The organism is Streptomyces sp. NPDC045998 (assembly GCF_056430285.1).
In genome coordinates this window covers 148,398-174,993 of the sequence record NZ_JBWKLJ010000011.1, presented here as the reverse complement: position 1 = coordinate 174,993, position 26,596 = coordinate 148,398, and the positions used below count along the sequence as shown (strand labels likewise).

Sequence of the window (26,596 nt, the reverse complement as noted above, 5' to 3'; positions counted from 1 at the left end):
CGGACCTCAGTCGCAGTCTCGGCAGATCGGCTGGCCGTTCTTCTCACGGGCCAGCTGGCTGCGGTGGTGGACCAGGAAGCAGCTCATGCAGGTGAACTCGTCAGCCTGCTTGGGCAGCACCCGGACGGCCAGTTCCTCGTTCGAGAGGTCGGCGCCCGGGAGCTCCAGGCCTTCGGCGGCCTCGAACTCGTCGACGTCGACCGTCGAGGTGGACTTGTCGTTCCGGCGGGCCTTCAGTTCCTCAAGGCTGTCCGAGTCGACGTCGTCGTCGGTCTTGCGTGGGGTGTCGTAATCCGTTGCCATGTCGCTCTCCCCCTCTGGGTGTTTGCGGTGTCTCCAGCGCACGTAACGCGTGGGAGGCCGGTCTTGTGCCCGACCTGAGGCGGAGATTTTGCCTCACATCAAGGTCTGTTACTCAATCGACACCCAACCGGACCCCTTCGGAGTGATCGGATTTGAGTGGCGAACGGGACCGTACACGGTCCCGGAGCCGCGCCCTGCAGGCGCCACCCCGTGTACTTCCCGTGATCCAGGGCCCTGGAAACCCGGACTTTTCCTGGTTTTCCGGGGGAATTCTTGATCACGGAGAGTAGATGGCCGGAATCGGTCCTTTGTGATCGATCACACACGGTCAACGCGGGAACGGGTCCCGAAAATTCCGCGCAAAGCGAACACAATGACGACCACGGCGTCGTGCCGTCCCTCCATGGTCACACCGGAAGGGTGACACGCATCACCAGGCCGCCGCCCTCGCGGGGCTCCGCGATGATACGGCCTCCGTGGGCCCGCGCGACGGACCGGGCGATCGAGAGCCCGAGCCCCACGCCCTTGTCGCTGCCGGTGCGCTCCTGCCGCAGGCGCCGGAACGGCTCGAAGAGGTTGTCGATCTCGTACGCGGGTACCACCGGCCCCGTGTTCGACACCACCAGCACGGCCTGGCCGGCCTGGGTCTCGGTGGTGACCTCGACCCAGCCCTCCTCCGGCACGTTGTAGCGCACGGCGTTCTGCACCAGGTTCAGGGCGATCCGCTCCAGCAGCACGCCGTTGCCCTGGACGACGGCGGGCGCCCGCTCGCCGCGGATCTCCACGCCCTTCGCCTCGGCCTCGCCGTGCACCTGGTCGATGGCCCGCGAGGCCACCTCCGCGAGGTCCACGGGCTTGCGCTCGACGATCTCGTTGTCGCTGCGGGCGAGCAGCAGCAGGCCCTCCACCAACTGCTCGCTGCGCTCGTTGGTGGCCAGCAGCGTCTTGCCGAGCTGCTGGAGCTCCACGGGCGCCCCGGGGTCGGAGAGGTGGACCTCCAGCAGGGTGCGGTTGATCGCCAGCGGCGTACGCAGCTCGTGCGAGGCGTTGGCGACGAACCGCTGCTGCGCGGTGAAGGCCCGCTCCAGCCGGTCCAGCATGTCGTCGAACGTGTCCGCGAGCTCCTTCAGCTCGTCGTCCGGGCCGTCCAGCTCGATGCGGCGGCTCAGGTCCGTACCGGCCACGTTGCGGGCGGTACGGGTGATCTTGCCGAGCGGGGACAGGACGCGGCCCGCCATCGCGTAACCGAACGCGAAGGCGATGACGCTCAGGCCCAGCAGCGCGAAGAGCGAGCGGCGCAGCAGGTCGTCCAGGGCGTGCTGGCGCTGTGCGTTGACGCAGGCGTTCATCGCGCGGTTGGCCTCGTCGGCCGTCGGCGCGTAGGGGAACTCGCAGATCTCGCTCTGCAGCCGGCCCTCGACGATCCGGAACGGCAGCGAGCTGCCGATGTGGAGCGCCTGCGCGGCCAGCAGGTAGATGATCGACAGCAGCAGGATGCCGGCGATCAGGAACATGCCGCCGTACAGCAGCGTGAGCCGTATCCGGATGGTGGGCCGCAGCCAGGGGCGGACCGGTTCCCGGGGGTCCCAGGTCGGCTTCGGGGGCGCCTGAGGAGGCGCTGGTGTCGTGGCCACGGGTCAGATCCGGTAACCGGAGCCCGGCACGGTGACGATCACCGGCGGCTCGCCGAGCTTGCGGCGCAGGGTCATGACGGTGACCCGGACGACGTTGGTGAACGGGTCGGTGTTCTCGTCCCAGGCCTTCTCCAGCAGCTGTTCGGCCGAGACCACCGCGCCCTCGCTGCGCATCAGCACCTCCAGCACCGCGAACTCCTTCGGCGCCAGCTGGACCTCCCGGCCGTCGCGGAAGACCTCGCGGCGGTTCGGGTCCAGCTTGATGCCGGCCCGCTCCAGGACCGGCGGCAGGGGCACGGTCGTACGCCGCCCGAGCGCCCGTACGCGCGCGATCAGCTCACTGAACGCGAACGGCTTCGGCAGGTAGTCGTCGGCGCCGATCTCCAGGCCCTCCACGCGGTCGCTCACGTCACCCGAGGCGGTGAGCATCAGGACGCGGGTGGCCATGCCCAGGTCGACGATCTTGCGGCAGACGTCGTCGCCGTGGACGAGCGGCAGGTCGCGGTCGAGGACGACCACGTCGTAGTCGTTGACCCCGATACGCTCCAGGGCCGCCGCCCCGTCGTACACGACGTCGACGGCCATGGCCTCCCGGCGCAGTCCGGTGGCCACCGCATCGGCGAGCAGCTGCTCGTCCTCGACGACGAGTACGCGCACGGCGCTGTTCCTTCCTCCGAGCCCGGATTCGGGCGAATGAGCTGTTGACTGTGGGTATCCATCCTGCCCCTTACGCGCGTAAACCGGCTGTAAGGCGGCCTGCGGGCGGTCCGGGACCGGGGCCGCGGCACGGAGTCGGCACCGGGAATTCACCGGATTCACGAATGACTTGAGGTTTCTGTGAGGTAGCTCTTGGGGAGGACGTCTGCACACCCGAGATCACGCCGTGTCTGTGGCACGCCACGAACCGCTCTGTCCCCCAGAGGTGCCGTGCGTGATCGAGAACCCGATCGACCAACCCTCGGCACACCCCCGTGCCACCGACCCATGACGAGGGGGCGCACGATGGACGCTTTCACCGCAGGACTGCTGCAGCGCATAAGGACCACGGAGACCCACCTCACGCAGGCGCGCGAGACGGGCGACGACTTCCTCGCCGATGTCGAGCAGGAGGAGCTCGAGGACCTGCGCCGGATCGCCGCCGAGCACGGCGTCGAGATCGGCACCCCGCAGATCGCCTGAGTTCCGACCGGCAGCACAGAGCCCCGATGTCCGGGTATGACATCGGGGCCGCTGTCTTTTCCAGGCGCTGTTCGCCTCGTCGGGCGCGGTCAGTCGTGCCAGGCGCCGAACTCCTCCAGGAGCGTCTGGAGCGGCTCGAAGACGCCGGGGGAGGCCGCGACCGTCAGGTCCCCGGAGGGCGGGTCGCCCGGGCGGCCGCCGGTGAGGGCGCCGGCCTCGCGGGCGATCAGATCGCCGGCCGCGAGGTCCCAGGGCCTGAGCCCGCGTTCGTAGTAGCCGTCCAGGCGGCCGGCCGCCACGTCCGCGAGGTCGATCGCCGCCGAGCCGCCGCGGCGGATGTCGCGCAGCCGCGGGATGAGCCGCTGCGCCACGTCGGCCTGGTGGGCGCGGACCGTGGCCACGTAGTTGAAGCCGGTCGAGACCAGGGCCTGGTCCAGCGGCGGCGCCGGGCGGTGGCGGATGGGCCGGCCGTTCAGGAAGGCGCCGCCGCCGAGGACCGCGTGGAAGGTCTCGTCGCGCATGGGGACCACCACGACGCCGACGAGGGTCTCGCCGCCCCGCTCGGCGGCGATGGAGACGGCCCACGTGGGCAGGCCGTAGAGGTAGTTCACGGTGCCGTCGAGCGGGTCGACGACCCAGCGGACGCCGCTCGTGCCCTCCGTGGCGGCCCCCTCCTCGCCGAGGAGGCCGTCGTCGGGCCGGTGCTCGGCGAGGAAGCCGGTGATCAGCTTCTCGGCGGCGATGTCCATCTCGGTCACGACGTCGATGGGGCTCGACTTGGTGGCCTGCACCCCGAGGTCGGCCGGGCGGCCGTCGCGCAGCAGCGCACCGGCCCGGCGCCCGGCCTCCAGGGCGAGGTCCAGCAGGTCGTTCGGGAGGGGGTCACGCGGGTCGGTCACGGCGTCTCCTCACGCGTACGGGCTGTCGGCGCCCGCCGCCGCGGGCCGCTCGGCCCGGGCCGGGCAGCAGCCCACCGGGCACAGGTCGTGGGACGGGCCCAGGGCGCCCAGCGCGCACCGCTCCACCACCATGCCCCGCTCCGTCGCCGCGCGCTCCAGGACGAGGTCGCGGACGGCCGCGGCGAAGCGCGGGTCGGCACCCACGGTGGCCGACCTGCGGACCGGGAGCCCCAGCTCGGCGGCCTTGGCGGTGGCCTCGGTGTCGAGGTCGTACAGGACCTCCATGTGGTCCGAGACGAAGCCGATCGGGACCATCACGGCCGCCGGGGCCCCGGCGCCGTGCAGCTCCTCCAGGTGGTCGCAGATGTCCGGCTCCAGCCACGGGATGTGCGGCGCGCCGCTGCGGGACTGGTAGACGAGCTGCCAGGGGTGCTCGACGCCCGTCTCGTCCCGTACGGCGTCGACGATGAGGCGTGCGACGTCCAGGTGCTCCTCGACGTACGCCCCGCCGTCGCCGTGCTCCTCGGCCGGGCCGGAGGTGTCGGCGGCGGAGACCGGGATGGAGTGCGTGGTGAAGGCGAGGTGGGCGCCCGCGCGGACGGGCTCGTCGAGCTCGGACAGCGCCTTCAGGACGCCGTCGACCATGGGCCGGACGAAGCCCGGGTGGTTGAAGTAGTGCCGCAGCTTGTCGATCCGGGGCAGCGGCAGGCCCTCCGCCTCCAGGGTGGCGAGCGCGTCCGCGAGGTTCTCCCGGTACTGGCGGCAGCCGGAGTAGGAGGCGTAGGCGCTGGTGGCGAGGACGGCGATGCGGCGGCGGCCGTCGGCCACCATCTCGCGCAGCGTGTCGGTGAGGTACGGCGCCCAGTTGCGGTTGCCCCAGTAGACCGGCAGGTCGAGGCCCGCGTCCGCGAAGTCCTTGCGCAGCGCGGCCAGCAGGGCGCGGTTCTGGTCGTTGATCGGGCTGACGCCGCCGAAGAGGAAGTAGTGCTGCCCCACCTCCTTGAGCCGTTCCTTGGGGATGCCCCGGCCCCGGGTCACGTTCTCGAGGAACGGGACCACGTCGTCGGGGCCCTCGGGCCCGCCGAAGGAGAGCAGCAGCAGGGCGTCGTACGGGGCTGGATCGCGCTGATCGGACATGGCATTGATCCTGCCACCCGGGTCCGACAGCCGGAAAACCGCCGTGCGCGCTCACCCATTCGGGCGTAACCTGTCAAGGCTGCCCAAAGGCCTTACGCCGCCTCACCGCGGTACCGCCGTGCGCCGCCTCACCCGCCTCACCCGCTTCACCCGCCGCCTCACCCGCCTCACGCAACGCGTGCACGCCACGCGCGCCCTACGCTCACCGGCCGGAGTACCCCTTGCCCAGTCCCTACCGCGCGATCTTCGCCGCCCCCGGAACCGTGGGCTTCTCCGCGGCCGGTTTCCTCGGCCGGATGCCGCTGGCCATGATGGGCATCGGCATCGTCACGATGATCTCCCAGCTCACCGGCCGCTACGGACTGGCCGGCGCGCTCTCGGCGACGCTCGCGGTGTCCGCCGCCGTCCTGGGCCCGCAGGTCTCCCGCCTCGTCGACCGGTACGGCCAGCGGCGCGTGCTGCGCCCGGCCACCCTGATCACCGTGACGGCCGTGGCGGGCCTGCTGATCTGCGCGCAGCAGGGGCTGCCGGAGTGGACGCTGTTCGTCTTCTCGGCCGCCGCCGGCTGCGTACCGAGCGTCGGGGCGATGACCCGGGCCCGCTGGGCGAGCATCTACCGGGGCTCGGGGCGCGAGCTGCACACCGCGTACTCCTTCGAGTCGATCATCGACGAGGTGTGCTTCATCTTCGGCCCGATCGTCTCGATCGGTCTGTCGACCATCTGGTTCCCGGAGGCGGGCCCGCTGCTGGCGGCCGTCTTCCTGGCGATCGGGGTGTGGTGGCTGACCGCCCAGCGCTCCACCGAGCCGAAGCCCCATCCGGTCGAGCAGCACACGGGCGGCTCGGCGCTCCGCTCCCCCGGCCTGCAGGTGCTGGTGGCCGCGTTCGTCGCCACGGGCACGATCTTCGGCGCGGTGGACGTGGTGACGGTGGCGTTCGCCGAGGAGGAGGGCCACAAGGCCGCGGCCAGTCTGGTGCTGGCGGTGTACGCGCTCGGCTCGTGCGTCGCGGGCGCGGTCTTCGGCCTGCTGCACCTCAAGGGTGAGCCGTCCCGCAGGTGGCTTCTGGGGGTCTGCGCGATGGCCGTGAGTATGATCCCCCTCCAACTGGTCGGGAACCTGCCGTTCCTGGCCGTGGCGCTCTTTGTCGCGGGCCTCGCCATCGCGCCGACGATGGTGACGACCATGGCCCTCGTCGAGGCCCACGTACCGCGCAGCAAGCTGACCGAGGGCATGTCCTGGACGAGTACCGGGCTCGCGGTCGGCGTGGCGCTCGGCTCCTCCGCCGCCGGCTGGGTGGTCGACGCGCACGGGGCGGCCGCGGGGTACGCGGTCCCCGGCGTCGCGGGAGTGCTCGCGGCCGCGGTGGCGTTCCTGGGGTACCGCCGGCTGCGCAGGCCGGTGCCGACGCGGGAGGGGCAGGGGCAGCGTGAGCAGCGCGAGCAGGACCCGGAACAGCCGGAGCAGCAGCACGTGGCGTAACTGGGCGGGGAACGTCACCGCCAGGCCCGTACGGGAGGCCCGTCCGGCCTCGGTGGCGGAGCTGGCGGCGACGGTACGGAAGGCGGCCGAGGACGGGCTGCGCGTCAAGACGGTCGGTACGGGTCACTCCTTCACGGCCATCGCCGCCACCGACGGGGTGCTGATACGGCCGGACCTGCTGACCGGGATCCGGCGCGTCGACCGCCGCGCGATGACGGTGACGGTGGAGTCCGGCACCCCGCTGAAGCGGCTGAACGCGGCCCTGGCCCGGGAGGGCCTGTCGCTCACGAACATGGGCGACATCATGGAGCAGACGGTCGCGGGCGCGACCAGCACCGGGACGCACGGCACGGGCCGGGACTCGGCGTCCATCGCCGCGCAGATCAGGGAGCTGGAGCTGGTCACGGCCGACGGGCGCGTGCTGACCTGTTCCGAGAAGGAGAACCCGGAGGTCTTCGCGGCCGCCCGGATCGGGCTCGGCGCGCTGGGCGTGGTCTCCGCCATCACCTTCGCCGTGGAGCCCCTGTTCCTGCTCACCGCGCGCGAGGAGCCGATGGGCTTCGACAAGGTCACCGCCGAGTTCGACGCCCTGCACGCGGAGAACGAGCACTTCGAGTTCTACTGGTTCCCGCACACCGGGAACTGCACCACCAAGCGCAACAACCGCAGCGCGGGCCCGGCGGCGCCGCCCGGGCGGGTCAGCGGCTGGATCGAGGACGAGTTCCTCTCCAACGGGCTCTTCCAGGTGGTCAACTCAGTGGGCCGCGCCGTGCCGGCCACCATCCCCGCGATCGCCAAGCTCTCCAGCCGGGCGCTGTCCTCGCGTACGTACACGGACATCCCGTACAAGGTCTTCACCAGCCCGCGGCGGGTGCGGTTCGTGGAGATGGAGTACGCGGTCCCGAGGGAAGCGGCGGTCGAGGCGCTGCGCGAGCTGAAGGCGATGGTCGACCGGTCGCCCCTGCGCGTCAGCTTCCCCGTGGAGGTGCGGACGGCCCCGGCGGACGACATCGCGCTGTCGACGGCGTCGGACCGGGAGACCGCGTACATCGCCGTGCACATGTACAAGGGCACCCCGTACCGGGCGTACTTCACGGCGGCGGAGCGGATCATGACGGCGCACGGCGGCCGGCCGCACTGGGGCAAGGTGCACACGCGGGACGCGGCGTACCTGGCGGAGGTCTATCCGCGGTTCGGCGAGTTCACGGCGCTCCGCGACCGGCTGGACCCGGACCGGCTGTTCGGCAACGACTACCTGCGGCGGGTGCTGGGCGACTGACGTCTCACTCGGCGGTCGCCCCCGCGTCGTCCGGTGTGGGTGAGGGCGGTGTGGGGTCGGGCGTCGGGGACGTCGGTGTCGGAGTCGGCGTGGGGGTCGGTGTCGGAGTCGGCGTGGGCGAGGTGGTGTCCGGATCCGGCGTCGAGGGTGCCGGCGTGGGGGTGGGTGCCGGGTCCGTGGGCGCGCCCGGCTCCGGGTCGGGGCTCGGCGCCTGCTGCCGGTAGGGGTTCTCGTGCGGGGTCACCGGCCGGCGCGGCCCGGAGTCCCCGCCGCGTACGACGGAGCCGATGGTGGTCCCGCCGCCGCCGCTGAAGTCCCGGCCGGATATCAGCTCGTACGCGGTGATGCCGGCCATCGCCAGGACGAAGACGAGCGCCGCCGCGATGAGCGAGCGCCGTCGGCGGCTCCGGCTCCCGCCGCGTGCGCGCGTACGGGCGCGGTACGTCGTCGCACCGCCGAACTCGCCGTGCGCGGGGCCCGGCGGCGCCGCCGTCGGCGCGGGGCGCGGGCGTCGCACGGCGCGCGCCCGTTCGCCCGCAACGGCGAGGACGTGCTGGAAGACCGGACCGCCGCAGGTGGCGATGACGCTGATCACACCGGCGCCGAGGACCGTGCCGTACACGCCCAGTTTGGCGGCGAGCTTGGCCGCGACGACCGCGGCGACCGCGCTGCCCGCCACATGGGTGACGGTGAGGTCCAGCCGCCTCTTCTTCCCTTCTCTCTCTTTTGTCCGCGTGTCCGGCTTGTGTTCCATTTCGTCCCCTTGCCCACCGGTCTGTTGGCGCATGCACGGAGAAGGGACCTTTGGGCGAAGCGAATAGTTCCGTTTCTGCCGATTCTGTGAAGGATGCCATCGGGGAGGAATAACCCCGGGGGCCCAACTGCCGTACCGCGGGACAAGTTCGACGGCGCGCCGGTCCACCCTGGTGGCCCGAATGGAGTACTGTGGCGAACCCTGGGCTCCGGTCCTGCGATGGGTGTCCGGGACCAACGGGAGGGGGCCAGATGGCACTCGATCCGGCGGCGCCGCGGCACCGCACGGATGCCTGCCGCACAGCGCGACCGCCGCGGTCACGCTCCGTCGCGAACAGGTAACCGTGCCATAACGGCGTTCCAGGGCCCATGCCCGACACGCCGGGCAACTCGGCAAGGTTGTGGCAGGCTGCACCCGGGCAGGCCACACTCGACTAGCGGAAGCAGCGACGCAGGTGACGTCGGCAGGCACCACCCGGGAGGTCCCCATGCCCGAACTGCGTGTCGTGGCCGTCTCCAACGACGGCACACGACTGGTGCTGAAGGCTGCTGACAACACGGAGTACACGCTTCCGATCGACGAACGGCTGCGCGCCGCCGTACGCAACGACCGCGCCCGGCTCGGCCAGATCGAGATCGAGGTGGAGAGCCACCTCCGCCCCCGCGACATCCAGGCGCGCATACGTGCCGGTGCCTCCGCCGAGGAGGTCGCCCAGCTCGCGGGCATCCCCGTCGAGCGGGTACGCCGCTTCGAGGGCCCCGTGCTCGCGGAGCGTGCCTTCATGGCCGAGCGGGCCCGCAAGACCCCCGTGCGCCGGCCCGGCGAGAACACCGGCCCCCAGCTCGGCGAGGCCGTGCAGGAGCGGCTGCTGCTGCGCGGCGCCGACAAGGACACCGTGGTGTGGGACTCCTGGCGCCGGGACGACGGCACCTGGGAGGTCCTGCTCGTCTACCGCGTCGCGGGCGAGGTGCACTCGGCCAGCTGGACGTACGACCCGCCCAGGCGGCTCGTCCAGGCCGTGGACGACGAGGGGCGGGCGCTGATCGGCGAGACCGACGACGCGGTGGCGGTGCCGGAGCCGAGCTTCCCCTTCGTCCCCCGGATCGCGCGGCTGCCGCGCGACCGGCCGCTGGACCGCACGCCGGTGCCGCCGCCGGTCCCGGAGCCCGAGGAGGAGCCCGAGCGCGACTCCCTGACCAGCCTGCTGGAGGCGGTGCCGAGCTTCCGGGGCGACATGGTCGTCCCCGAGCGCGCGGGCACCGCGGAGCCGTCCACGGCCGACCCCGAACAGGAACCGGACGCGGAGGAGCCCCCGGCCCCCGCCGCGTCGGCCGGCGCCGGCTCGGCGTACGCGGACGTGCTCATGCCGCGCGCGGTGAGCGGCCACCGCGACCGCCTGATCGGCACGACGGACCGCCAGGCGGAGGCGGACGGCGTCCGCCCGGGCCGCCGCGCGGCGGTCCCGAGCTGGGACGAGATCGTCTTCGGTACACGCCGCAAGAAGCAGGAGTAGACGCGGGAGCGACCGCCCCGGGCCCGGGAGGGCCCGGGGCGGTGGGTCAGCCCCGGTCGGGACCCTTGGCGACCGGGCGGCCGGGGTCGCTGGACCAGTCGGACCAGGAGCCCGCGTAGAGGGCCGCCTGGATGCCGGCGAGCTCCAGGGCCAGCACCTCGTGGGCGCCGGAGACGCCCGAGCCGCAGTAGACGCCGACCTGCGGGGCGTCCGTCGCGCCGAGGGTCTTGAAACGGGCCGCCAGCGCCTCGGCGGGCAGGAAGCGGCCCTCCGCGTCGACGTTCTCGGTCGTCGGGGCCGAGGCCGCGCCCGGGATGTGGCCGCCCACCGGATCGATCGGCTCCACATCGCCCCGGTAGCGCTCCGCCGCGCGCGCGTCCAGCAGCAGGCCCGTGCGGGCCAGCGCCGCCGCGCCGTCCGCGTCGAGCAGCGGCAGGGCGCCCGGCCGTGGCGTGAAGTCGCCAACGGGCGGTGTGGGCGTCGCCGTCGTCAGCTCCCCCCGCCACGCCGCGAGACCGCCGTCGAGCACGCGTACGTCCGTGTGGCCCGCCCAGCGCAGCAGCCACCAGGCGCGCGCCGCCGCCCAGCCCTGGCCCCCGTCGTACGCGACCACCCGCGAGGACGCGGAGACGCCCGCCCTGCGCATCACCGCTCCGAACTCGGCCACGTCCGGAAGCGGGTGCCGGCCACCGCGGCCGCCGGGGCCGGGCTTACCCGCGAGCTCCGTCTCCAGGTCGACGTAGACCGCGCCCGGGATGTGCCCCGCCTCGTACGCCGGGTGGCCGGGCGGGCCGCCGAGCTGCCAGCGGACGTCGAGGAGGACCGGCGGGCGGGGTCCGGCGATCTCGGTCGCCAGTTCGGTTGCGGAGATGATGGGGTTCATACGTGCCATCCTCGCTCAGGGACGGCCCGCGCGGGGGCTGTCACAACGCGGATGGTCACCGGAAATTCGGGCATCCTCCTGCGGGATCGCGCCACATCCCGGCGCGGCCGGGGCGCACCGCGCGGCCAGTGGTGCAAGCATCTGACGAGGCGTGGAGCCGGTACCCGAACGGCGCGCACGCCCGGTCCCCCCGCACGGCCACAACCGATGGTCGAAGGAGAGAGTGACGATGACCGAGGCGGCTCGGCGCAAGCCCGGTACACCTTGCTGGGTGAGCTTGATGGCGCACGACCTTGACGCGACGCGGGAGTTCTACGGGGCACTGTTCGGCTGGCGGTTCCAGCCGGGTCCGCAGCAGCTCGGCCCGTACCTGCGCGGGCTGCTCGACGGCGAGGAGGTCGCCGGCATCGGCCAGCACCCGGGCGACCGGGGCCTGCCGACGGCGTGGACGCCGTACCTGGCGTCGGACGACGCCGACGAGAGCGCCGAATCGATCCGGTGCAGCGGCGGCACGGTCGCCGTGGGGCCGCTGGACGCCGCCGACGCCGGCCGCATGGTGATCTGCTCCGACCCCACGGGTGCCGTCTTCGGGGTCTGGCAGGCCGCCTCGCACCTCGGTACGGCGGTGGCGGGCAGGCACGGCACGCCGGTCTGGAACGAGCTGCTGACGCAGGAGACCGAGGCCGTCGGCAAGTTCTACAAGACGGTGTTCGGCTACGAGCTGGAGCCGCTCGCCTCCGCCGACGCCGACGTGGACGTGGTGACGCTGAGGCTGTACGACCGCCCGGTGGCCTCGCTGCACGGCGTCGGCACGGCGCTGCCGCGGGACCGGGGCGCGCACTGGATGACCTGGTTCGAGGTGGCGGACGCGGACGACGCGGCGCGCCGGGTCGCCGAGCTGGGCGGTCGGGTGGTGGAGCCCCCGGGCGACGGCCCCAGAGGCCGGCACGCGACGGTCGCGGACCCGGAGGGCGCGGTCTTCACGGTCGTACGGTCGGCCGGCGACCGCTGAGAGCGGTCGGTCGACCGGAGGCCCAACTACCGCGCACGGCGCTGCTGTTGCGCGAACCTCGGCTGGTTCCGGTGTCACACGGTTCCCCGGCTCAGGGGCGCCCTGCCCGCGACTTAGAATGCTTTCAGCCGGCGTGAGGAAGGCACCAATGACCGACGAGCACGGACCACCGTCCGACGTCCATGCCTCGGGGGACGCTCACGATCCCGAAGCGGAACGGCTGGGCCAGCGGATCGAGTACCTCTTCGCCTACGTACAACCGCTGGGCAGGCGCTACACCCTCCAGGAAGTGGTCGACGGCATCAAGGAAGCCGCCGGGACCAACGATCCGAAACTCTCCGTAGGGCGGCTGTGGTCACTGGCCAAGGGCAAGGCCTCCAATCCGACCGTCGGAACGCTACGCGTCCTCGGAGAGTTCTTCGGCGTACCGCTGGCGTACTTCATCGATGACGAGGTGGCGGCTCGGGTGTCGGCGCAGCTCGCGCTCATCGCCGCCATGCGTGCCAATGACGTGCGTTCGGTGGCCCTGCGCGCGGCCGCCGTGGCGACGATGTCCACCCAGGGCATCGAGGCCGTTCGCTCCCTCATCGAACACAGCGCCGCCCAGGACGGTGGTCCGGCAGAGGGTGGAAGCGAGATGGACACACCCCGAGGTGCGCCGCTCCTGTAAGGTCAGCCTGCCACAAGATCACAGAGGCCACTCACAGGCCGCATAACGGGTCAACACGGCGGAACGGGGACATGCAGCGCGAAGACTGGCGTCGGCTGAAGCCACGATACGAGCAGCTGCTGCAGCGCTTCGATCTTCCCCATCCCTTCAAGGTCGAGGACCTGTGCGCCGCCGTGTCCGCCGAAAGCGGTCGTCATCTGAGCCTGCTCCCGCTGCCGGACACGTTTCACACCGGTTCGGGCATATGCGGTATGTGGTTGTCCATGGGTAACGCCGACCTCGTCTACTACACGCCGGTGACGAGCCGACCGCACCAGACACACATCATCCTGCACGAGCTGGCCCACATCCTGCTCGACCACAGGGAACCCAGCGTCCCTCAGCCCGAGATGCTCGCGCAGCTCTTCCCGGACCTGGACCCCGCGATGGCCACCCGGCTCCTCGGCCGCGGCCGGACGAAGGCCACCACGCGCCAGGAGCAGGAGGCGGAGCTGCTGGCCTCCCTCATGTGGCAGCACTTCAACATACCGCCCCTGGCCGCTCCGACGGCCACCGCGGACGCGGCCGACATCCTCAACAAGGTCCTCGGTTCGTTCACCGGCCGCGCGGGTCAGAGACGCCCATGACGCTGTACGACCTCGTCGTCGCCCCGCCACTGTGGCTGTTCGTGCTCTGGAAGGCCCGAGCCCTGCGGGGCGCGCCCCGCCAGGAGCGCCTCATGTGGATCATGTGGCTGCTGTGGGCGGTCAGCGTCACCATCGGGGTGCCGGTCGTCAGACGCGCCATCGACTCGGCCGTCGGCATGCAGAGCTTCACCAATCTGCCGGTGCACATGCTGTCCCTGTGCGCCATGACAGCACTCTTCGAGTTCATCCGCGAGGCCACCGGCACGCGCGAAACCACGAAGGCGTGGCCGCGCTGGCTCCTTCTGGGGCTCGCGGAGGCGGGGCTGGCGGGCGCGTTCTTCGCGGTGCCGCTCCCGGACGGAGACACCGACCTGGTGACGCAGACGCGCTCGCCCATGCTCCAGGTCTACTGGGCCATCTTCCTCAGCTACATCGCGTACGGGGTGACGAGCGCGATCCGGCTGTGCTGGCGATACGGACGACACGCCTCGCCCGGGCCGTCCCGCACCTCGATGAACCTCCTCGGGCTGGCCAGTTGCTTCGGCCTGCTCTACGTCGTCCACCGCTTGGTGTATCTGGCTGCGGCCGTTGCCGGATGGCACGACACCACCGGAGTGGCCGCCACGACCCGAGCACTCCTGGCCTGCACCCTCATGCTGCTCACCGCCAGCGTGACATGGCCCTCGGTCGCGGAGCGCGTCCGCGACCTCCGCCTGCGCCGTGACGCGCGGGCCCTGCGCCCGTTGTGGGAACACCTCACCTCCGCGACGCCCGAAGTCGTCCTGCCGCTGCCCGAAGGCCTGGGCAGGGATCACGAGTTCATCCGCTATCGCTACGTCATCGAGATCCGCGACGCCGCGCTGGCGGTGTCCGTGCACGTCCGGCCGGACCACGAGGCCCGTGTACGGCAGAAGCTGACCGGCTCGGGGCTGGCATCCGCAGGTCTGGAAGCGGCCACCGAAGCGGCCCTGCTCCTCCACGCCGTAACGGCCGAACGGAACGGAGCGGAGCCGTCGGCGGCGGAACACCCGTTGCTGCGGGAGGGACTGGACCTGGAGGCGGAGATCGCCTGGCTACGGCGAGTGGCGGCGGCCTTGCCGTCCCAGGCCGTCCGGGAAGCCGCGGACGCCCTGGCCGTGGGTCCCGCGCCCCACGACAGCTAGGGGGTGTCGTGCCGACAGGCCGGGCGGGACGCCGAGTCCCCGAAGGTCGGCCGAGCCGACTCTTCGGGGACTCCCGACGGTCAAGAGGCGACGGTCGGGAAGGCAACCGCGCGGATCAGTTCCAGCTGCCCGTGATGGCGACGGCCGTGGGGTTCGCCGGGGCACTCTGGGGAGTGTCCACGGGCTCCCATGTGCCGTCGACGTGACGCATCGTGTGCTTGATCACGCCGTCGCGGATGACCGCCAGGTGGAACTCGTTGTCCACGGTGGCCGCGCTGACGCTGGTCACGGGGCCGGTGCCGAGGATCCTCGCGGAGAGGTCGCCGAAGGCGCTCCAGTTGCCGCTGGAGTAGCGGGCGACGTGCTTGATGCCGCCGTCGGGCTGGATGAGGGCCGCCTGGAGGTCGGCGCCGGTGCCCGAGAACGCCATCTTGGTCACCGCGGTGGGCGCGCCGCTGAGCTTGGTGACCTCACCCCACACACCCCACGTGCCGTCGCTGCGGCGGATGGTGTGGTATGCCCGGTTGGTGTTGGCGACGACACCGACGTGGGTGGTGTCGCCGACCTGGGCGATGGTGACGTCCGTGGGGTTGGTGAGGGGGCCGACCGCGGCGGAGACGTCGCCCCACTTCGACCACTTGCCGGCCGAGTCACGGACGGCGTGGTAGACGCGGCTGTCGGTGATGCCGACGAGGCCGAGGGTGGTGCCCATGGAGGTGACCGAGATCTTCTTCAGGCCGGTCACCGTACCCAGTTCGGCGGTCAGGGGCCGGAAGGAGACCCAGGTGCCGTTCGAGTTGCGCTTCGCCTCGCGGACGACACCGTCCGCGCCGACCGCGACCACGGTGTTTGTCCCGCTGATGGCCGCCGCGGAGGCGAGCTGGACCTGGCCGATCTCCCCGGCGGCCTTCTCGACGTCGTTGAAGGCCGTCCAGTCCCAGTTGCTGTCACGGACACCGTGGTACAGGCCCTTGTCCTCGGTGGTGCTGACGAACTGGAGCCGCCACGGCGTGAGCGTGGAGGCGACGGACTGCTTCACCCAGGAGGCGAGGTCGTCGACACGCGTGGCGACCGCACCGGTACGGGTCTCGGCGGAGCCCAGGCAGCCGCCCTGCCAGGAGGCGCTCGCCACGGCGGCGAGCTCCAGCCGGCCGTCCTTCTCGCGGAACACGGGAGCGCCGGTGTCGCCCTTGCAGACGGGGGTGCCGTCGATCAGGAGCTTGGTGGAGTCCACCTGGCCGACCATGAAGGCACCCGAGTGAAGGGTGTCGGGCACCCAGGTGTCCTTGGTCCGCCCGTAGGCGGCGCCCTGGAGCTGCTCGGACTGCGTCGGCGTGGTGGCGCCGATGCGCAGCGGAACGATGCCGCGGACGGGCGTGGCGAGCTTGGCCAGCACGAGGTCGCGGTCCGCGCGGGGGATGAGCTCGACGACCTCGCGGACCTGGCCGGCCGTGGTCGTGAGATCGGTGCGTCCGATGGTCGCGGTGGTCTTCCACTTCGGCGCGCCGGCGGCGACCGTGGGGTCGGCGGCGGGGTTGTCCGCGAAGCAGCTGCTCGCGGTGAGGATCCACTGCGCGTTGATGAGCGTGCCCGTGCACGAGCGGAAGGTGTCACCGATGGCGAGCTTGGCGGTGAACGCGTAGGAGTTGTCGGCGACGGGCGGTCCCGCGAGCGCGGTCGCCGGGACCGTGGACAGGAGGAGCGGCGCGGCCATGAAGGCCGCGGTCAGCGCGGTGCGCCCGGCGATGCGCCGAGGTTGCGAATGAGGCATGACCATTCCTTGAGCGGTAGCGAAAGCGATGGCGAAGGTGTCAGCGATACGTGACATCAGCGAATGCGTGCGTGCGCTATCGCTTGGTGATGATCTCCACGAGCGTGTGGTCGCGGCCCTCGGGGTCCGTGGGTTCGCCGACCGAAGTCCAGGTGTTCTTGTCGATGTCGAACGACTTCTTCTCAGTGCCGACGGTCATGTTGACCGAGGTGGTGTAGTCGTTCCCCTTGACGCCGAAGACCGCCGGAATATCCAGGCTCAGGTAGCCACTGCTGCCGGTCACCTTGAAGCAGACCTTGGCGCGGTCGCGCGCCCACACCTCAAGGAGGTTGGGCTCGCTTCCGCACGGGGCGAGCAGGATGTGCCCGTCGCCGCGCTTCAGCACGATCCCCTGCTCGGCAAGGATCTTGTCGGCGTCCGGGTAGGCGAAGTCCTCGATGGCGTACCCCGGAGCGGCGTCGGCGGCCGCCTCGACGCGGGGCGAGCCGGCGGCTTCGGAGCCGCCCGTGGCACCGGTCGCGTACACGCCCACGACCGCACCCACGGCCGCGGTCGTGACAATCGCGCGAGAGATGAATCTCATGGTTGTCTCGTTTCTCGTTTCCCAACGAACTCGGGAGGGTTCTGCGCAGGAATGAACAACCTGAAATCTCCCCCGGTTTCGCGATGAATGTGTCGCCACCCCTGCATCCCCATGCAATGGCCGCACCGAAAGCCGGAAAGCGAAAGGGCCTATTTCGGCGACGGCTTTCGATTCCGTGACGACGGCCCCATGAAAGCCCTCACTGCCCGAGGCTGTCCACCGGCTAAATCCACCCAAAGCACACTCGCGACACGGCCTTCGCGTGACGTGCGCCACAAAGCGATGAGGGTTGTGGTGCAGATCGTGAAGATCATGTGAAGAACACGTGACGGAACCGGGGAGTTCAGGCCATCACAAGATCGTCTTTCACATTTACTGAAGACGACCCGACAACGGGCGCTGCATGGCTGGGGAGTTGGATGCATCAGAGGGATCTGATATTCAGTTAATTGAACTGACGTGGGATCGAGCCCACCGTCGGTGGCGCCGCGCCGAAGACCGGCGCCGGCCACTTTCGTCGGCCCGCCTCACGGGCCACACAAGGGGGGAACACCCGTATGCAGACAACGTTCTGGAGTCGGCGCCGCTTCGTCAGCGTCGCCGCCGTCGTGGCGGCCGTGGCGGCCTCTCCCCTGTCGCTGGCGCCGGCCGTCCGCGCGGCTGCCGCCGAAGGTGAGACGGTCGACCCGCTCGCACTTCCGGACACCGACCGCGCCAAGGTGGTCAAGGCGTGGATGACGGGCGGGCGGGCCGTCAGAACCGCTGCGGCAGAGGCTCTTTACGGCACGGACGCCGACATCCAGACCTTCCTGCTCCAGACGCTGCCGAAGGCGACCCAGCAGGACAACTACGTCGCCCTCTTCACCTACCTCGCCCACGCGGGCAAGGGGATGCGGCGCGAGGGCACCGCGGCCATCGACGGCGGTAACGACGCCATCAACGCCTTCGTCGCGGGCGGTTTCGCGCCGGCCCTCCTGGAGGACCTGCGGGTGGCCACGGCCACCATCTCCGCCACAGGCGGCCGGGCGGTCAAGCGCGAGGCGTCCGAGGCCCTGGACGCCGGTACCCACGCCGCCCTTGAGGCTTTCCTGACGGATGGTCAGTACACGGCCCGCCTGGAGGACATGCGCGTCCAGGTGACCACACTGATGCTCACCGCCGGGCCGGAGGTACGGAAGTACGCGGACCGGGCCCTGAGCGGCACCGAGGCGGACATCCGCTGGTTCCTCGACACAGGGCAGCACATCGCCCGCGCCCGCGACCAGGAGTCCGCGACGATCGAGGAGCTCGTCGCCGTGGTCCAGCGGGAGGGCAAGCGCGCACAGGCCGAGACCGACCTGGCGGTGGAGGCCTCCGAGCGGGCCAAGACCGCCGCGGAGCGTGCCAAGACCGCCGCTCAGGTCGCGGCGGCGGAAGCGGCGGCGGCCGGATCGGACGTGAACAAGGCCAAGGCCGCCGCCAACAAGGCGGCCAAGGCGGCCTCCGGCGCGGCCGACGCCGCCCGTAACGCCATCAACGCCTCCCACGCGGCGGTGACGGCGTCCCGGCGCGCGTCCTGGGCGGCCACCGCCGCCTCCCAGGCGGCCGCGGCCGCCGGACACGCCGCCTCGGTGGCCTACAGCTCGGCGATCGCCGCCTCGAAGGACGCCTCGAAGTCGGCGGCGGCCAAGAACGCCGCGGTCGCCGCGCGCAACGCCGCGGCCCAGGCCCGGTCGGCGGCCCAGGCGGCCGACTACGCCGCGACCGCGTCCGCCCAGGCGGCCGGCGCCGGCTCCGCGGCGGCCGACGCCGCCCGTAACGCCGCTGCCGCCGCCAACGCCTCCGCCCAGGCCGCGGCGGCGGCAGGTGCGGCGCAGAGCGAGGCAGCCGAGGCCAAGCGCCAGGCGGAGATCGCGAACAACGCGGCGAACCTCGCCACCAACGCCGCTTCCACCGCCAACGCGCTGGCCAACGCGGCGGCAGGCGCCGCACGGACCGCGCGCGACGCCGCCAACTCGGCGGCGAACCACGCGGAGAAGGCCGCGCTCGCCGCCGAGGAGGCGGTGAAGTACGCCGGTCAGGCGATCGACTTCGCGAACAGGTCCACCCAGCACGCCGCCAACGCGGTGGCGGCCGCCAACACCGCCACCAAGGCCGTCGAGGACGCCATCGCGGTCGAAAAGGCGGCGCGCGACGCGGAGCTGGCCCGCCTGGAGGAGCAGAAGCAGCAAGGTCTGGAGGAGGCCCGGCTGCTCGCGCGGATCGAGGCCGAGGATCAGGCCGAGCTCGCGCGGAAGCGCACGCAGGCGCAGCAGACCGAGCAGGCGCTCCAGACGCTGATCTCCCAGGCCGAGCAGGCGCTGGCGAACAACGACCTGTCGCTGGCCGTCACCCTCGGCCGCAAGGCCGCCATCGGCCTGCTGAGCGCGCGGGGCGCCTGGACGCGGGAGGCCGCCCAGTTCGCCCTGTGCGGCACGGACGCCGACGTACGCGCGTGGATCGACACCGACCGGGCCCTCGCGCAGGGGCAGGACGACCGGGAGACCGCGCTCTACCTCGCTCAGGTGGCCGCGCCCGCGATCGGGACGGCGGCGCATCAGGCCCTGGCGAGCACCGACACCGAGGCGACGCGGCGCTTTCTCACCGGGGGGCTGATCGAAGCCGCCGCGACCGACAACCGGGTCCAGATCTTCCGCGTCCTCGGCGCCTCCCCCGGAAAGGCCGTCAGGGCGGCGGCGCAGGCCGCGGTCGACGCGGGCACCGCGGCGGCGCTCCAGGACTTCTTCGACACCGCTTACCCCCGTGCCGTACAGGAGGACGACGCCGTCGCGGCCGCGACCCTCCTCGCCTCCGGCGGCGCCTACACCCGGGCGTACGCCGAGGTGGCGCTCGAGGGTCCGTCGTGGATGCGCCGGAACTTCGTATCGAACGTGCGGCACAAGGCGGCGCAGCTCGACCACGACTCCGCGACCCACACGTACGCGATCCGTGGCGCGATCGCCGCGGCGGCGAAGATCGCTTACAAGGCGCAGCAGGACGCGGCGCTGGCGTCGAAGGTGGCGGCCGAGGCCCGCAAGGCCGCGCAGGAGGCGGCCGGCTGGGCGGCCAAGGCGCAGGCCTCGGCCGACAAGGCCGCCCAGTACGCCACGGAGGCGCATCAGCACGCCACCGCCGCGGACAAGTCCGCCGCCGATGCCAAGGCGTCCGCGGCATCGGCGTCGGCCGCGGCGCAGACGGCGCGCAGCGCCGCCCGCTCGGCGAACTTCTCGGCGAACCGGGCGATCGACGCCGCCCGCCGCGCCCTGAACTCCTCCTACAGCGCCCAGGCGTCGGCGTCGCGGGCCCGCGCGTCCGCCCTCGCCGCGGGCCAGAACGCCCAGGCGGCGGCCGTCGCGGCGAGCGAGGCGCGTACGATCGCCACCCACAAGCGGCAGGCCGAGGTGGCGGAGGCCGCGCGGCTGGCCGCCGAGCAGGCGAAGCAGGCCCGGGAGAGTGGGACCGACCCGGCCGACAGCCCCACCCACGACAAGGTCAATCCGAACGGCAGCAACAGCGGCGGCGAGCCGTGGTACGAGGACGCCGGCTGGTGGGCCGACGCGTTCAGCACCGTCAGCATCGCGACGGGGCTCGCCTCCGCGATCTGTGGTGTGGGAGGCCTCATCTTCCTTCCCGCGGCCCCGGTCCTGGAGACATGCGCCGCGTTCCTCGGGTGGACGTCCACCGCCGCGTCCGTTCTCAGCACGGTCTTCACTGGTATCGAGTACGGCTTCGGCAGCCAGCAATTCGTTCAGTCCGCCGGGCTTACGGTTCTCGGGCTGATCACCTTCGGCCAGTCCAACTGGCTCGTCCCGCTGGCGGGAGGCAGCAAGGCGGCGACGAAGCTGACACAGTTCTCCCTGGACCTCGTGTCCCCGATCGTCGACACCCTGGACCGCTGGTTCTAGCCGCTCCCACAACGGCCCGCGGAGAGCATGGGAGGGGGCCCGGCGTCCACGCCGGCCCCCTCCCCCTGCCGTCCGGATCAGCCCGGCGTGACCGGCAGCACGTCGGGCGACAGTGCCGCCGCGCGCGCCGCGGCGCTCGTCATCCGCTTGCGGTGGTGACGGCGGCACAGGACCTCGTACCCGACCTCACCGGCCGGGCGGTTGACGTCGCCCACGACGACCTGTTCACCCTCGACGACCATCTCGCCGCCCACCGTGCGGGCGTTGTGTGTGGCGCGCGCCCCGCACCAGCACATCGCCTCGACCTGGAGGGTCTCGACGCGGTCCGCCAGCTCGATCAGCCGCTGGGAGCCGGGGAAGAGCTTGGTGCGGAAGTCCGTGGTGATGCCGAAGGCGAAGACGTCCAGCTCCAGGTCGTCGACGATGCGCGCCAGCTGGTCGATCTGCTCGGGCGCGAGGAACTGCGCCTCGTCGACGATGACGTAGTCGACCTTGCCGCCCTTCGACATCTGGTCCACCAGGTGGCCGTACAGGTCCATGCCCGGGCCCGCCTCGACCGCCTCCGTCACCAGGCCGAGGCGCGAGGAGAGCTTGCCCTGCCCGGCGCGGTCGTCACGCGTGAAGATCATGCCCTGGAGGCCCCGGGCGGAACGGTTGTGCTCGATCTGCAGAGCGAGGGTGCTCTTTCCGCAGTCCATCGTTCCGGAGAAGAACACCAACTCGGGCATGGGAAAGTGACGGCCTTTCGGGTCTTGGCAGGGGGGGAAGCGGGGGGTCAGGAACGGACTTCGAGGAGGGGGACGAGCTGCTCGGCCGGGGTCATCGAGCCGTGCATGCCCGCCATCGCGGACTCGTGCGGCTCGTTGACGGACGCGGTGATCACGACGTCGTCGTGTGCGGCGGCGACGACGTCGCCGATCCGGCCGTACACCCGCTCGTCGATCCCGGGCCCGAACCAGCCCGCCGCGATCGCCTCCTCGCGGCTCGCCACCCAGAACTGCTCGCCGAGCACCTCGCGCCAGCAGGCCAGCACGTCGGCCTCGGCCCCCGGCACGGCGTACACGTGGCGGGCCCGGCCCTCGCCGCCCAGCAGGGCGACTCCGGCGCGCAGCTCCCAGTCCTCGTCGAAGTCGATCCGGGACTGCTCGTCGAACGGGATGTCCACCATGCCGTGGTCGGCGGTGACGTACAGCGCGGAGCGCGGTGGCAGCTGCTCGACCAGGCGCTGCACGAGCCGGTCCACGCACATCAGCTGGCCGCGCCAGGAGTCGGAGTCGATGCCGTGGCGGTGGCCGCTGCCGTCGAGCTCGCTGTAGTACGTGTAGACCAGCGAACGGTCACCGGCGGCGAGCTGCTCGGCGGCGAAGTCCATTCGCTCGTCGCCCGAGAGCCGCCCGTGAAACGTTCCGCCGCTGAGCGCGATCTTGGTGAGCGGCGTGTCCTGGAAGGCCGGCGACGAGACCTGCGCCGTGTGGACGCCGGCCGCGTCGGCGAGCTGGAAGACGGTGGGGTACGGCTGCCACACGTGCGGCGGCGTCCAGGGCCGCCAGCGCAGCTGGTTCATCAGCGCGCCGGTGTCCGGGTCCCGCACGGTGTAGCCCGTCAGGCCGTGCGCGCCGGGCGGCAGGCCCGTACCGACGGAGGCCAGCGAGGTGGCCGTGGTGGCCGGGAAGCCGGCGGTGAGGGGCCGCCCGGTGCCGCCGCGCGAGGTGGCGAGCAGGGAGGTGAGGTAGGGGGCCTCGTCCGGGTGCGCCTTGATCTGCTCCCAGCCGAGGCCGTCGATCAGGAACACGCAGTTCCGGTCGGCGGGCGCCAGCTCCGCGATGCGGTGGTCGCAGCCCGGGACGCCCTGCGCCGCCGCGAGCGTGGGCAGCAGGTCGGCGAGGGAGCCGGAGCCGTACTCCGGTACGGGCGCGGTGTCGAGGGCGAGCGGCGTCGGGTCGTCGGGCCAGGCGGCGGCCGTCGCGGTGGGCTGCACCATCAGCGGGTGGCCGCGGTGGCCTCGGACAGGGCCTGCGCGAAGGCGAGGGCCTGGCGGACCGTCTCGGGGCCGTCGCCGGCCTCGCTCACGCGCAGGCTCAGGTCGTCCGCGGTGGCGTTGCCGGTGTAGCCGTGGTCGGCCTCGCAGTTCGGGTCGCCGCAGGCGGCGGGCTCCAGGTCGATGCGGGAGACCGCGCCCCAGCCGATGTTGAGGACCACCTCGCGGGGCAGGGTGCCCGGGGTGTACGACTCCGGGTTCGCCACGACCCGGCTGAGCACCACGGACGAGATCCGGCCGAGCTTCACGGACTCGGTCGAGGTCGTGGCGTACGGCGTCGGGGAGCTGGTGTCGGCGTTCTGCTCGTCGGTGTGGCTGACGATGAAGCGGGTGGACGTCAGGACGAGGACGGTGACGTGGCGGCGCACCTCGTTGGCGTCGAAGGTGGTCTCCTGGTGGACCAGGTACGAGGCGATGGGCTCGCCGCCCACGGCGGCCTCCACCGCCTCGGCCACGAGGGCCGGGTAGTAGCCGCTGCGCTCGATCGCCGCGCGCAGCCCCTGGGTCGTCGTACCGGTCTTCGCCATGAGCTCCATCCTACGGGGCCGGTAGGACACGCCCGCCCCCTCAGTAGTTCGGGAGCCGCCGCGGGCCCAGGTCGGTACGGGCCGGAGGCGGCGCGAGGCGGACGGCCGCGCCGAGGACGGAGAGGCCGCGCGGGGCGACGACGACCGGCTCCAGGCCGATGGAGACGATCTCCGGGTGGTCGTCGACGAGCCGGGAGACCCGCAGCAGCAGCTCTTCGAGGGCGGGGGTGTCGACCGGGTCCGAGCCGCGCCAGCCGAACAGCAGCGGCGCCGTGCGGATGGAGCGGATCTGCTCGGCGACGTCCCGGTCGGTGGCCGGAACCAGCCGGTGCGCGGTGTCGCCGAGCAGTTCGGAGGGTGCGCCCGCGAGGCCGAAGGACAGCACGGCGCCCACGCCCGGGTCGATGGCGGCGCGCACGACGGTGTCGACGCCGCGCGGCGCCATGGCCTGCACGACCGGCTGGAGCTCCGCGGGCTTGCCGAGCATCTCGGTCAGCTCGGCGTACGCGGCGCGCAGCTGCTCCTCGGTGGCCAGGTCGAGGCGTACGCCGCCGAGGTCGGGGCGGTGGCGCAGGTGGGGCGCGGTGGTCTTGAGCGCGACGGGGTAGCCGAGGCGCTCGGCGGCGCGGACGGCGTCGTCGGGGGTGGGGGCGGCGAGGGCGGGGCGTACGTCGATGCCGTACCTGCCGAGCAGCTCGCGGGCGGCCTCGGCGTCGAGGGTGACGCCGCTCCGCTGTGCCGTGCCGCCGCCGCCACTGTCGCCGTCGCCGTCGCCGTCGGCGAGCAGGCGCTCGATCTGCGCGGCGGCCCCCGCCTCGTCGATCCCGTCGTAGTGGGGCACCCGCCCGGGATCGGCGGCCTCCCTCCGCCACCGCGCGTACCGCACGGCCTGCGCGAGCGCGCGGGCGGCCCGCTCGGCTGCGGGGTAGGCGGGGATGCGGTGGGCGCCGTCGGGGTGTGCCGGTGCCTGCGGGGCCGGGTCCGGGGCCGGAGCGGGGAGGGGGTCTCCCCCACCCCGCCCCTGCCCGAAGCCCTCCGGGGGCACGGGGGCCGAGGCCCTCTGGCCCGCCGCGACCGAGTCGGCTCCGGCGACCGCGCCGGGCCGCGCGAAGGCCGCGGGCCCGGGACGGTGGTCCGTGCCGGGGCCCGCCGCGCTCGCGGGACCGGTGCCGGACGGGCGGTCCGCCCCGGCGGACGGGGGAGGCACGTCCGGGCCGGACGGCGCGCCGCCCGCGGGCCCCGGCCGGTGGTCCGCGTCGGAGGGCGCGGGGGCCCTCGGTGGGGGTGCCGTGCTGGTGGCGGCGGACAGGGCGTCGGCCAGGGCGCCCATTTCGACGTGGACCACCAGGACCGGCTTCGTCGGCGCCGTCGCGGACGCGGCGCGCAGGGCGGCCGCGAGGACCTCGCCGTCGCCGGACTCGGTCACGCCGTTCTCACCGACCCACGGGATCGCGGTGACCACCACGGCGTCACACGCGTCGTCCCGCAGCGCCTCCGCCAGCGCCGCGCGGAAGTCCTCGGGCGTGGCGGCGGTCGTGAGGTCGCGGGGCCGCAGCGGCCGCAGGCCCTCCGTCAGGCAGGCGTCGTACGTCAGGAGGCCGAGAGACTCGGAGTTGCCGAGGATCGCCACCCGGGGGCCTGCCGGGAGCGGCTGGCCGGCGAGGAGGAGGCCCGCGTCGACCAGCTCGGTGACGGTGTCGACGCGGATGACGCCCGCCTGCCGGAGGAGGGCGGACACCGTGGCGTACGGGATGCGGGTGACGGGCACCGCGTGGCCGGGCGGCGCGCTGCCGCTGTGGCGGGCGCCCTGGACCACGACGACCGGCTTCACCGCCGCCGTGCGCCGTGCGAGCCGGGTGAACTTCCGCGGGTTCCCGATCGATTCGAGGTACAGCAGGACGACGTCCGTGTCGGCGTCCTCGTACCAGTACTGCAGGATGTCGTTGCCGGACACGTCCGCCCGGTTTCCGGCCGAGACGAAGGTCGACAGGCCCGCCCCGCGCCGGTGCAGCCCCGCCAGCAGCGCGATGCCGATCGCGCCGGACTGGGTGAAGAGCCCGATCCGGCCCCGCGCCGGCGGGTGCGGCGCCAGGGAGGCGTTCAGCCGCACGCCGGGGGCGGTGTTGATGATGCCGAAGGCGTTCGGGCCGATGATGCGCATGCCGTACGAGCGGGCCTGGCGGACCAGCTCCCGCTGGCGCTCCCGCCCTTCGGCGCCCTGCTCGGCGTACCCGGCGGAGAGGACGACCAGACCCTGGACGCCGTGCTCCCCGCTGTCGGCGACGGCCTCCGGTACGCGCTCGGCGGGGACGGCGAGCACGGCGAGGTCCACGGGCTCGGCGATGTCGGCGACCGAACGGAAGGCGGGGACCCCGTCCATGACGGACTCGCCCTCGGGCAGGGCGCGGTTCACGGCGTACGTACGGCCGGTGTATCCGGCGTCGAGGAGGTTGCGCAGGACCGTGCGGCCGACGCCGCCGGGTGTGCGGCCCGCGCCGATGACGGCGAGGGAGCCGGGGGCGAGCAGGCGCTGCACGGAGCGGGCCTCGGCGCGCTGCTCGCGGGCGCGCTGGACGGCGAGGGAGCGGTCGGTGGGCTCCAGGTCGAGGTGGAGGCGGACGGCGCCGTCCTCGAAGCTGCGCTTCTGGGTGTACCCGGCGTCCGTGAAGACCTTGATCATCTTGGTGTTGGCGGGCAGCACCTCCGCCGCGAACCGCCGGATGTCCCGTTCCCGCGCCACCGCCGCGATGTGTTCGAGGAGCGCGGAGGCCACGCCCCTCCCCTGGTGGGCGTCCTGGACGAGGAAGGCGACCTCGGCCTCGTCCGCGGGGGCGGCGGCGGGCAGGCCGCGCTCGTCGATCCGGTCGTAGCGGACGGTCGCGATGAACTCGCCTCCGACGGTCGCTGCGAGGCCCACCCGGTCCACGTAGTCGTGGTGCGTGAAGCGGTGCACGTCCTTGGCGGAGAGGCGGGGGTAGGGTGCGAAAAACCGGTAGTACTTCGACTCGTCGGAGACCTGCTCGTAGAAGCTGACCAGGCGTTCCGCGTCGTCCGGGGTGATGGGCCTGATCCGCGCGGTGCCGCCGTCGCGCAGCACGACGTCGGCTTCCCAGTGGTCGGGGTACGCATGTTCCGGCTGATCCGACGGGGTCCGCATGGGCCCAGGTTACGGTGCGGGGCACCGGTCGCGGAGGTGCTGTGGACGGGGCACATTGATCAGG

At 72.5% G+C, this 26,596-nt stretch carries 22 protein-coding genes; 9 read left to right on the top strand and 13 right to left on the bottom strand.

Annotated elements, in window-relative coordinates; translation table 11 throughout:
- Positions 1-6 precede the first annotated feature (6 nt).
- The 3 genes from AC07FJ_RS29240 to AC07FJ_RS29230 all read right to left on the bottom strand — a co-directional run bounded on the left by AC07FJ_RS29240 (position 7) and on the right by AC07FJ_RS29230 (position 2,594).
- Positions 7-303 carry a DUF4193 domain-containing protein gene (locus tag AC07FJ_RS29240; RefSeq protein WP_003955561.1) on the bottom strand — a complete coding sequence of 99 codons (297 nt, stop codon included), beginning with the start codon at positions 301-303 and terminating at the stop codon, positions 7-9.
- A gap of 407 nt (positions 304-710) precedes the next feature.
- Positions 711-1,937 carry a sensor histidine kinase gene (locus AC07FJ_RS29235; protein WP_468296211.1) on the bottom strand — a complete coding sequence of 409 codons (1,227 nt, stop codon included), beginning with the start codon at positions 1,935-1,937 and terminating at the stop codon, positions 711-713.
- 3 nt (positions 1,938-1,940) lie between these two features.
- Positions 1,941-2,594 carry a response regulator transcription factor gene (locus AC07FJ_RS29230; protein ID WP_403554904.1) on the bottom strand — a complete coding sequence of 218 codons (654 nt, stop codon included), beginning with the start codon at positions 2,592-2,594 and terminating at the stop codon, positions 1,941-1,943.
- A 345-nt stretch (positions 2,595-2,939) separates the two neighbouring features.
- Here AC07FJ_RS29230 and AC07FJ_RS29225 point away from each other — a divergent pair, with 345 nt between their 5' ends.
- Positions 2,940-3,116 carry a hypothetical protein gene (locus tag AC07FJ_RS29225; protein ID WP_361427092.1) on the top strand — a complete coding sequence of 59 codons (177 nt, stop codon included), beginning with the start codon at positions 2,940-2,942 and terminating at the stop codon, positions 3,114-3,116.
- Positions 3,117-3,205: 89 nt separating this feature from the next.
- Here AC07FJ_RS29225 and AC07FJ_RS29220 read toward each other — a convergent pair whose 3' ends face one another.
- Positions 3,206-4,015, bottom strand: coding sequence for an inositol monophosphatase family protein (locus AC07FJ_RS29220; protein ID WP_479052247.1), 810 nt, complete (start codon positions 4,013-4,015; stop codon positions 3,206-3,208).
- 9 nt (positions 4,016-4,024) lie between these two features.
- Entirely contained in the window at positions 4,025-5,152 is a 1,128-nt protein-coding gene (locus AC07FJ_RS29215) for a ferrochelatase (protein WP_479052246.1), read from the bottom strand.
- Positions 5,153-5,373: 221 nt separating this feature from the next.
- Between AC07FJ_RS29215 and AC07FJ_RS29210 the strand changes: the two genes are divergently transcribed.
- Both AC07FJ_RS29210 and AC07FJ_RS29205 read left to right on the top strand, forming a co-directional pair.
- Positions 5,374-6,633, top strand: coding sequence for an MFS transporter (locus AC07FJ_RS29210; protein WP_361427083.1), 1,260 nt, complete (start codon positions 5,374-5,376; stop codon positions 6,631-6,633).
- The gene (locus AC07FJ_RS29205; protein ID WP_479052245.1) at positions 6,581-7,912 is read left to right on the top strand and encodes a D-arabinono-1,4-lactone oxidase; all 1,332 of its coding nucleotides are present in this window, start codon (positions 6,581-6,583) and stop codon (positions 7,910-7,912) included. Before AC07FJ_RS29210 ends, AC07FJ_RS29205 begins: the two co-directional genes overlap by 53 nt.
- A gap of 4 nt (positions 7,913-7,916) precedes the next feature.
- Here the strand turns inward: AC07FJ_RS29205 and AC07FJ_RS29200 are convergent, their stop codons facing one another.
- Positions 7,917-8,666 carry a hypothetical protein gene (locus AC07FJ_RS29200; protein ID WP_479052244.1) on the bottom strand — a complete coding sequence of 250 codons (750 nt, stop codon included), beginning with the start codon at positions 8,664-8,666 and terminating at the stop codon, positions 7,917-7,919.
- A 487-nt stretch (positions 8,667-9,153) separates the two neighbouring features.
- Here AC07FJ_RS29200 and sepH point away from each other — a divergent pair, with 487 nt between their 5' ends.
- Complete coding sequence (gene sepH, locus AC07FJ_RS29195) at positions 9,154-10,179, top strand: septation protein SepH (RefSeq protein ID WP_479052243.1); 1,026 nt, start codon at positions 9,154-9,156, stop codon at positions 10,177-10,179.
- 46 nt (positions 10,180-10,225) lie between these two features.
- Here sepH and AC07FJ_RS29190 read toward each other — a convergent pair whose 3' ends face one another.
- The gene (locus AC07FJ_RS29190; RefSeq protein ID WP_479052242.1) at positions 10,226-11,062 is read right to left on the bottom strand and encodes a sulfurtransferase; all 837 of its coding nucleotides are present in this window, start codon (positions 11,060-11,062) and stop codon (positions 10,226-10,228) included.
- 229 nt (positions 11,063-11,291) lie between these two features.
- On the opposite strand from AC07FJ_RS29190, the gene AC07FJ_RS29185 reads away from it, so the two are divergent.
- The 4 genes from AC07FJ_RS29185 (at position 11,292) to AC07FJ_RS29170 (ending at position 14,533) form a co-directional block, all read left to right on the top strand.
- Positions 11,292-12,074, top strand: a complete 783-nt coding sequence (locus AC07FJ_RS29185) for a VOC family protein (protein WP_479052241.1) — start codon at positions 11,292-11,294, stop codon at positions 12,072-12,074.
- Positions 12,075-12,222: 148 nt separating this feature from the next.
- A complete protein-coding gene (locus AC07FJ_RS29180) occupies positions 12,223-12,744 on the top strand; it encodes a hypothetical protein (protein WP_479052240.1) in 522 nt (173 codons plus the stop codon).
- 71 nt (positions 12,745-12,815) lie between these two features.
- The gene (locus AC07FJ_RS29175) at positions 12,816-13,370 is read left to right on the top strand and encodes a hypothetical protein (RefSeq protein WP_479052239.1); all 555 of its coding nucleotides are present in this window, start codon (positions 12,816-12,818) and stop codon (positions 13,368-13,370) included.
- A complete protein-coding gene (locus AC07FJ_RS29170) occupies positions 13,367-14,533 on the top strand; it encodes an MAB_1171c family putative transporter (protein ID WP_479052238.1) in 1,167 nt (388 codons plus the stop codon). Before AC07FJ_RS29175 ends, AC07FJ_RS29170 begins: the two co-directional genes overlap by 4 nt.
- 115 nt (positions 14,534-14,648) lie before the next feature.
- On the opposite strand, the gene AC07FJ_RS29165 is transcribed toward AC07FJ_RS29170, so the two are convergent.
- Both AC07FJ_RS29165 and AC07FJ_RS29160 read right to left on the bottom strand, forming a co-directional pair.
- Complete coding sequence (locus tag AC07FJ_RS29165) at positions 14,649-16,304, bottom strand: S1 family peptidase (protein ID WP_479052237.1); 1,656 nt, start codon at positions 16,302-16,304, stop codon at positions 14,649-14,651.
- A gap of 76 nt (positions 16,305-16,380) precedes the next feature.
- Positions 16,381-16,887 (bottom strand): hypothetical protein, encoded by a 507-nt coding sequence (locus AC07FJ_RS29160; protein ID WP_479052236.1) that lies wholly within the window; start codon positions 16,885-16,887, stop codon positions 16,381-16,383.
- Positions 16,888-17,444: 557 nt separating this feature from the next.
- Between AC07FJ_RS29160 and AC07FJ_RS29155 the strand changes: the two genes are divergently transcribed.
- A complete protein-coding gene (locus tag AC07FJ_RS29155) occupies positions 17,445-20,810 on the top strand; it encodes an ALF repeat-containing protein (protein ID WP_479052235.1) in 3,366 nt (1,121 codons plus the stop codon).
- Positions 20,811-20,887: 77 nt separating this feature from the next.
- Here the strand turns inward: AC07FJ_RS29155 and AC07FJ_RS29150 are convergent, their stop codons facing one another.
- From AC07FJ_RS29150 to AC07FJ_RS29135, 4 genes are read right to left on the bottom strand one after another with little or no spacing between them, the layout of a single operon-like run.
- On the bottom strand, positions 20,888-21,538 hold the full coding sequence (locus tag AC07FJ_RS29150) for a thymidine kinase (protein ID WP_479052234.1): 651 nt from the start codon (positions 21,536-21,538) through the stop codon (positions 20,888-20,890).
- Between the two features lie 47 nt (positions 21,539-21,585).
- On the bottom strand, positions 21,586-22,791 hold the full coding sequence (locus AC07FJ_RS29145) for an alkaline phosphatase family protein (protein ID WP_479052233.1): 1,206 nt from the start codon (positions 22,789-22,791) through the stop codon (positions 21,586-21,588).
- Positions 22,791-23,375 (bottom strand): DUF5998 family protein, encoded by a 585-nt coding sequence (locus AC07FJ_RS29140; protein ID WP_361427059.1) that lies wholly within the window; start codon positions 23,373-23,375, stop codon positions 22,791-22,793. The genes AC07FJ_RS29145 and AC07FJ_RS29140 overlap by 1 nt, the downstream gene beginning before the upstream one ends.
- 40 nt (positions 23,376-23,415) lie before the next feature.
- On the bottom strand, positions 23,416-26,532 hold the full coding sequence (locus tag AC07FJ_RS29135) for a bifunctional acetate--CoA ligase family protein/GNAT family N-acetyltransferase (RefSeq protein WP_479052232.1): 3,117 nt from the start codon (positions 26,530-26,532) through the stop codon (positions 23,416-23,418).
- Between the last annotated feature and the right edge of the window lie 64 nt (positions 26,533-26,596).

Excerpts from the sequence above, each read along its gene's own strand:
- AC07FJ_RS29240 (WP_003955561.1), bottom strand. The coding sequence starts at position 303 with ATGGCAACGGATTACGACACCCCACGCAAGACCGACGACGACGTCGAC.
- AC07FJ_RS29225 (WP_361427092.1), top strand. The coding sequence starts at position 2,940 with ATGGACGCTTTCACCGCAGGACTGCTGCAGCGCATAAGGACCACGGAG.
- AC07FJ_RS29215 (WP_479052246.1), bottom strand. The coding sequence starts at position 5,152 with ATGTCCGATCAGCGCGATCCAGCCCCGTACGACGCCCTGCTGCTGCTC.
- AC07FJ_RS29200 (WP_479052244.1), bottom strand. The coding sequence starts at position 8,666 with ATGGAACACAAGCCGGACACGCGGACAAAAGAGAGAGAAGGGAAGAAG.
- sepH (WP_479052243.1), top strand. The coding sequence starts at position 9,154 with ATGCCCGAACTGCGTGTCGTGGCCGTCTCCAACGACGGCACACGACTG.
- AC07FJ_RS29190 (WP_479052242.1), bottom strand. The coding sequence starts at position 11,062 with ATGAACCCCATCATCTCCGCAACCGAACTGGCGACCGAGATCGCCGGA.
- AC07FJ_RS29185 (WP_479052241.1), top strand. The coding sequence starts at position 11,292 with ATGACCGAGGCGGCTCGGCGCAAGCCCGGTACACCTTGCTGGGTGAGC.
- AC07FJ_RS29180 (WP_479052240.1), top strand. The coding sequence starts at position 12,223 with ATGACCGACGAGCACGGACCACCGTCCGACGTCCATGCCTCGGGGGAC.
- AC07FJ_RS29175 (WP_479052239.1), top strand. The coding sequence starts at position 12,816 with ATGCAGCGCGAAGACTGGCGTCGGCTGAAGCCACGATACGAGCAGCTG.
- AC07FJ_RS29170 (WP_479052238.1), top strand. The coding sequence starts at position 13,367 with ATGACGCTGTACGACCTCGTCGTCGCCCCGCCACTGTGGCTGTTCGTG.
- AC07FJ_RS29165 (WP_479052237.1), bottom strand. The coding sequence starts at position 16,304 with ATGCCTCATTCGCAACCTCGGCGCATCGCCGGGCGCACCGCGCTGACC.
- AC07FJ_RS29160 (WP_479052236.1), bottom strand. The coding sequence starts at position 16,887 with ATGAGATTCATCTCTCGCGCGATTGTCACGACCGCGGCCGTGGGTGCG.
- AC07FJ_RS29155 (WP_479052235.1), top strand. The coding sequence starts at position 17,445 with ATGCAGACAACGTTCTGGAGTCGGCGCCGCTTCGTCAGCGTCGCCGCC.
- AC07FJ_RS29150 (WP_479052234.1), bottom strand. The coding sequence starts at position 21,538 with ATGCCCGAGTTGGTGTTCTTCTCCGGAACGATGGACTGCGGAAAGAGC.
- AC07FJ_RS29145 (WP_479052233.1), bottom strand. The coding sequence starts at position 22,791 with ATGGTGCAGCCCACCGCGACGGCCGCCGCCTGGCCCGACGACCCGACG.
- AC07FJ_RS29140 (WP_361427059.1), bottom strand. The coding sequence starts at position 23,375 with ATGGCGAAGACCGGTACGACGACCCAGGGGCTGCGCGCGGCGATCGAG.
- AC07FJ_RS29135 (WP_479052232.1), bottom strand. The coding sequence starts at position 26,532 with ATGCGGACCCCGTCGGATCAGCCGGAACATGCGTACCCCGACCACTGG.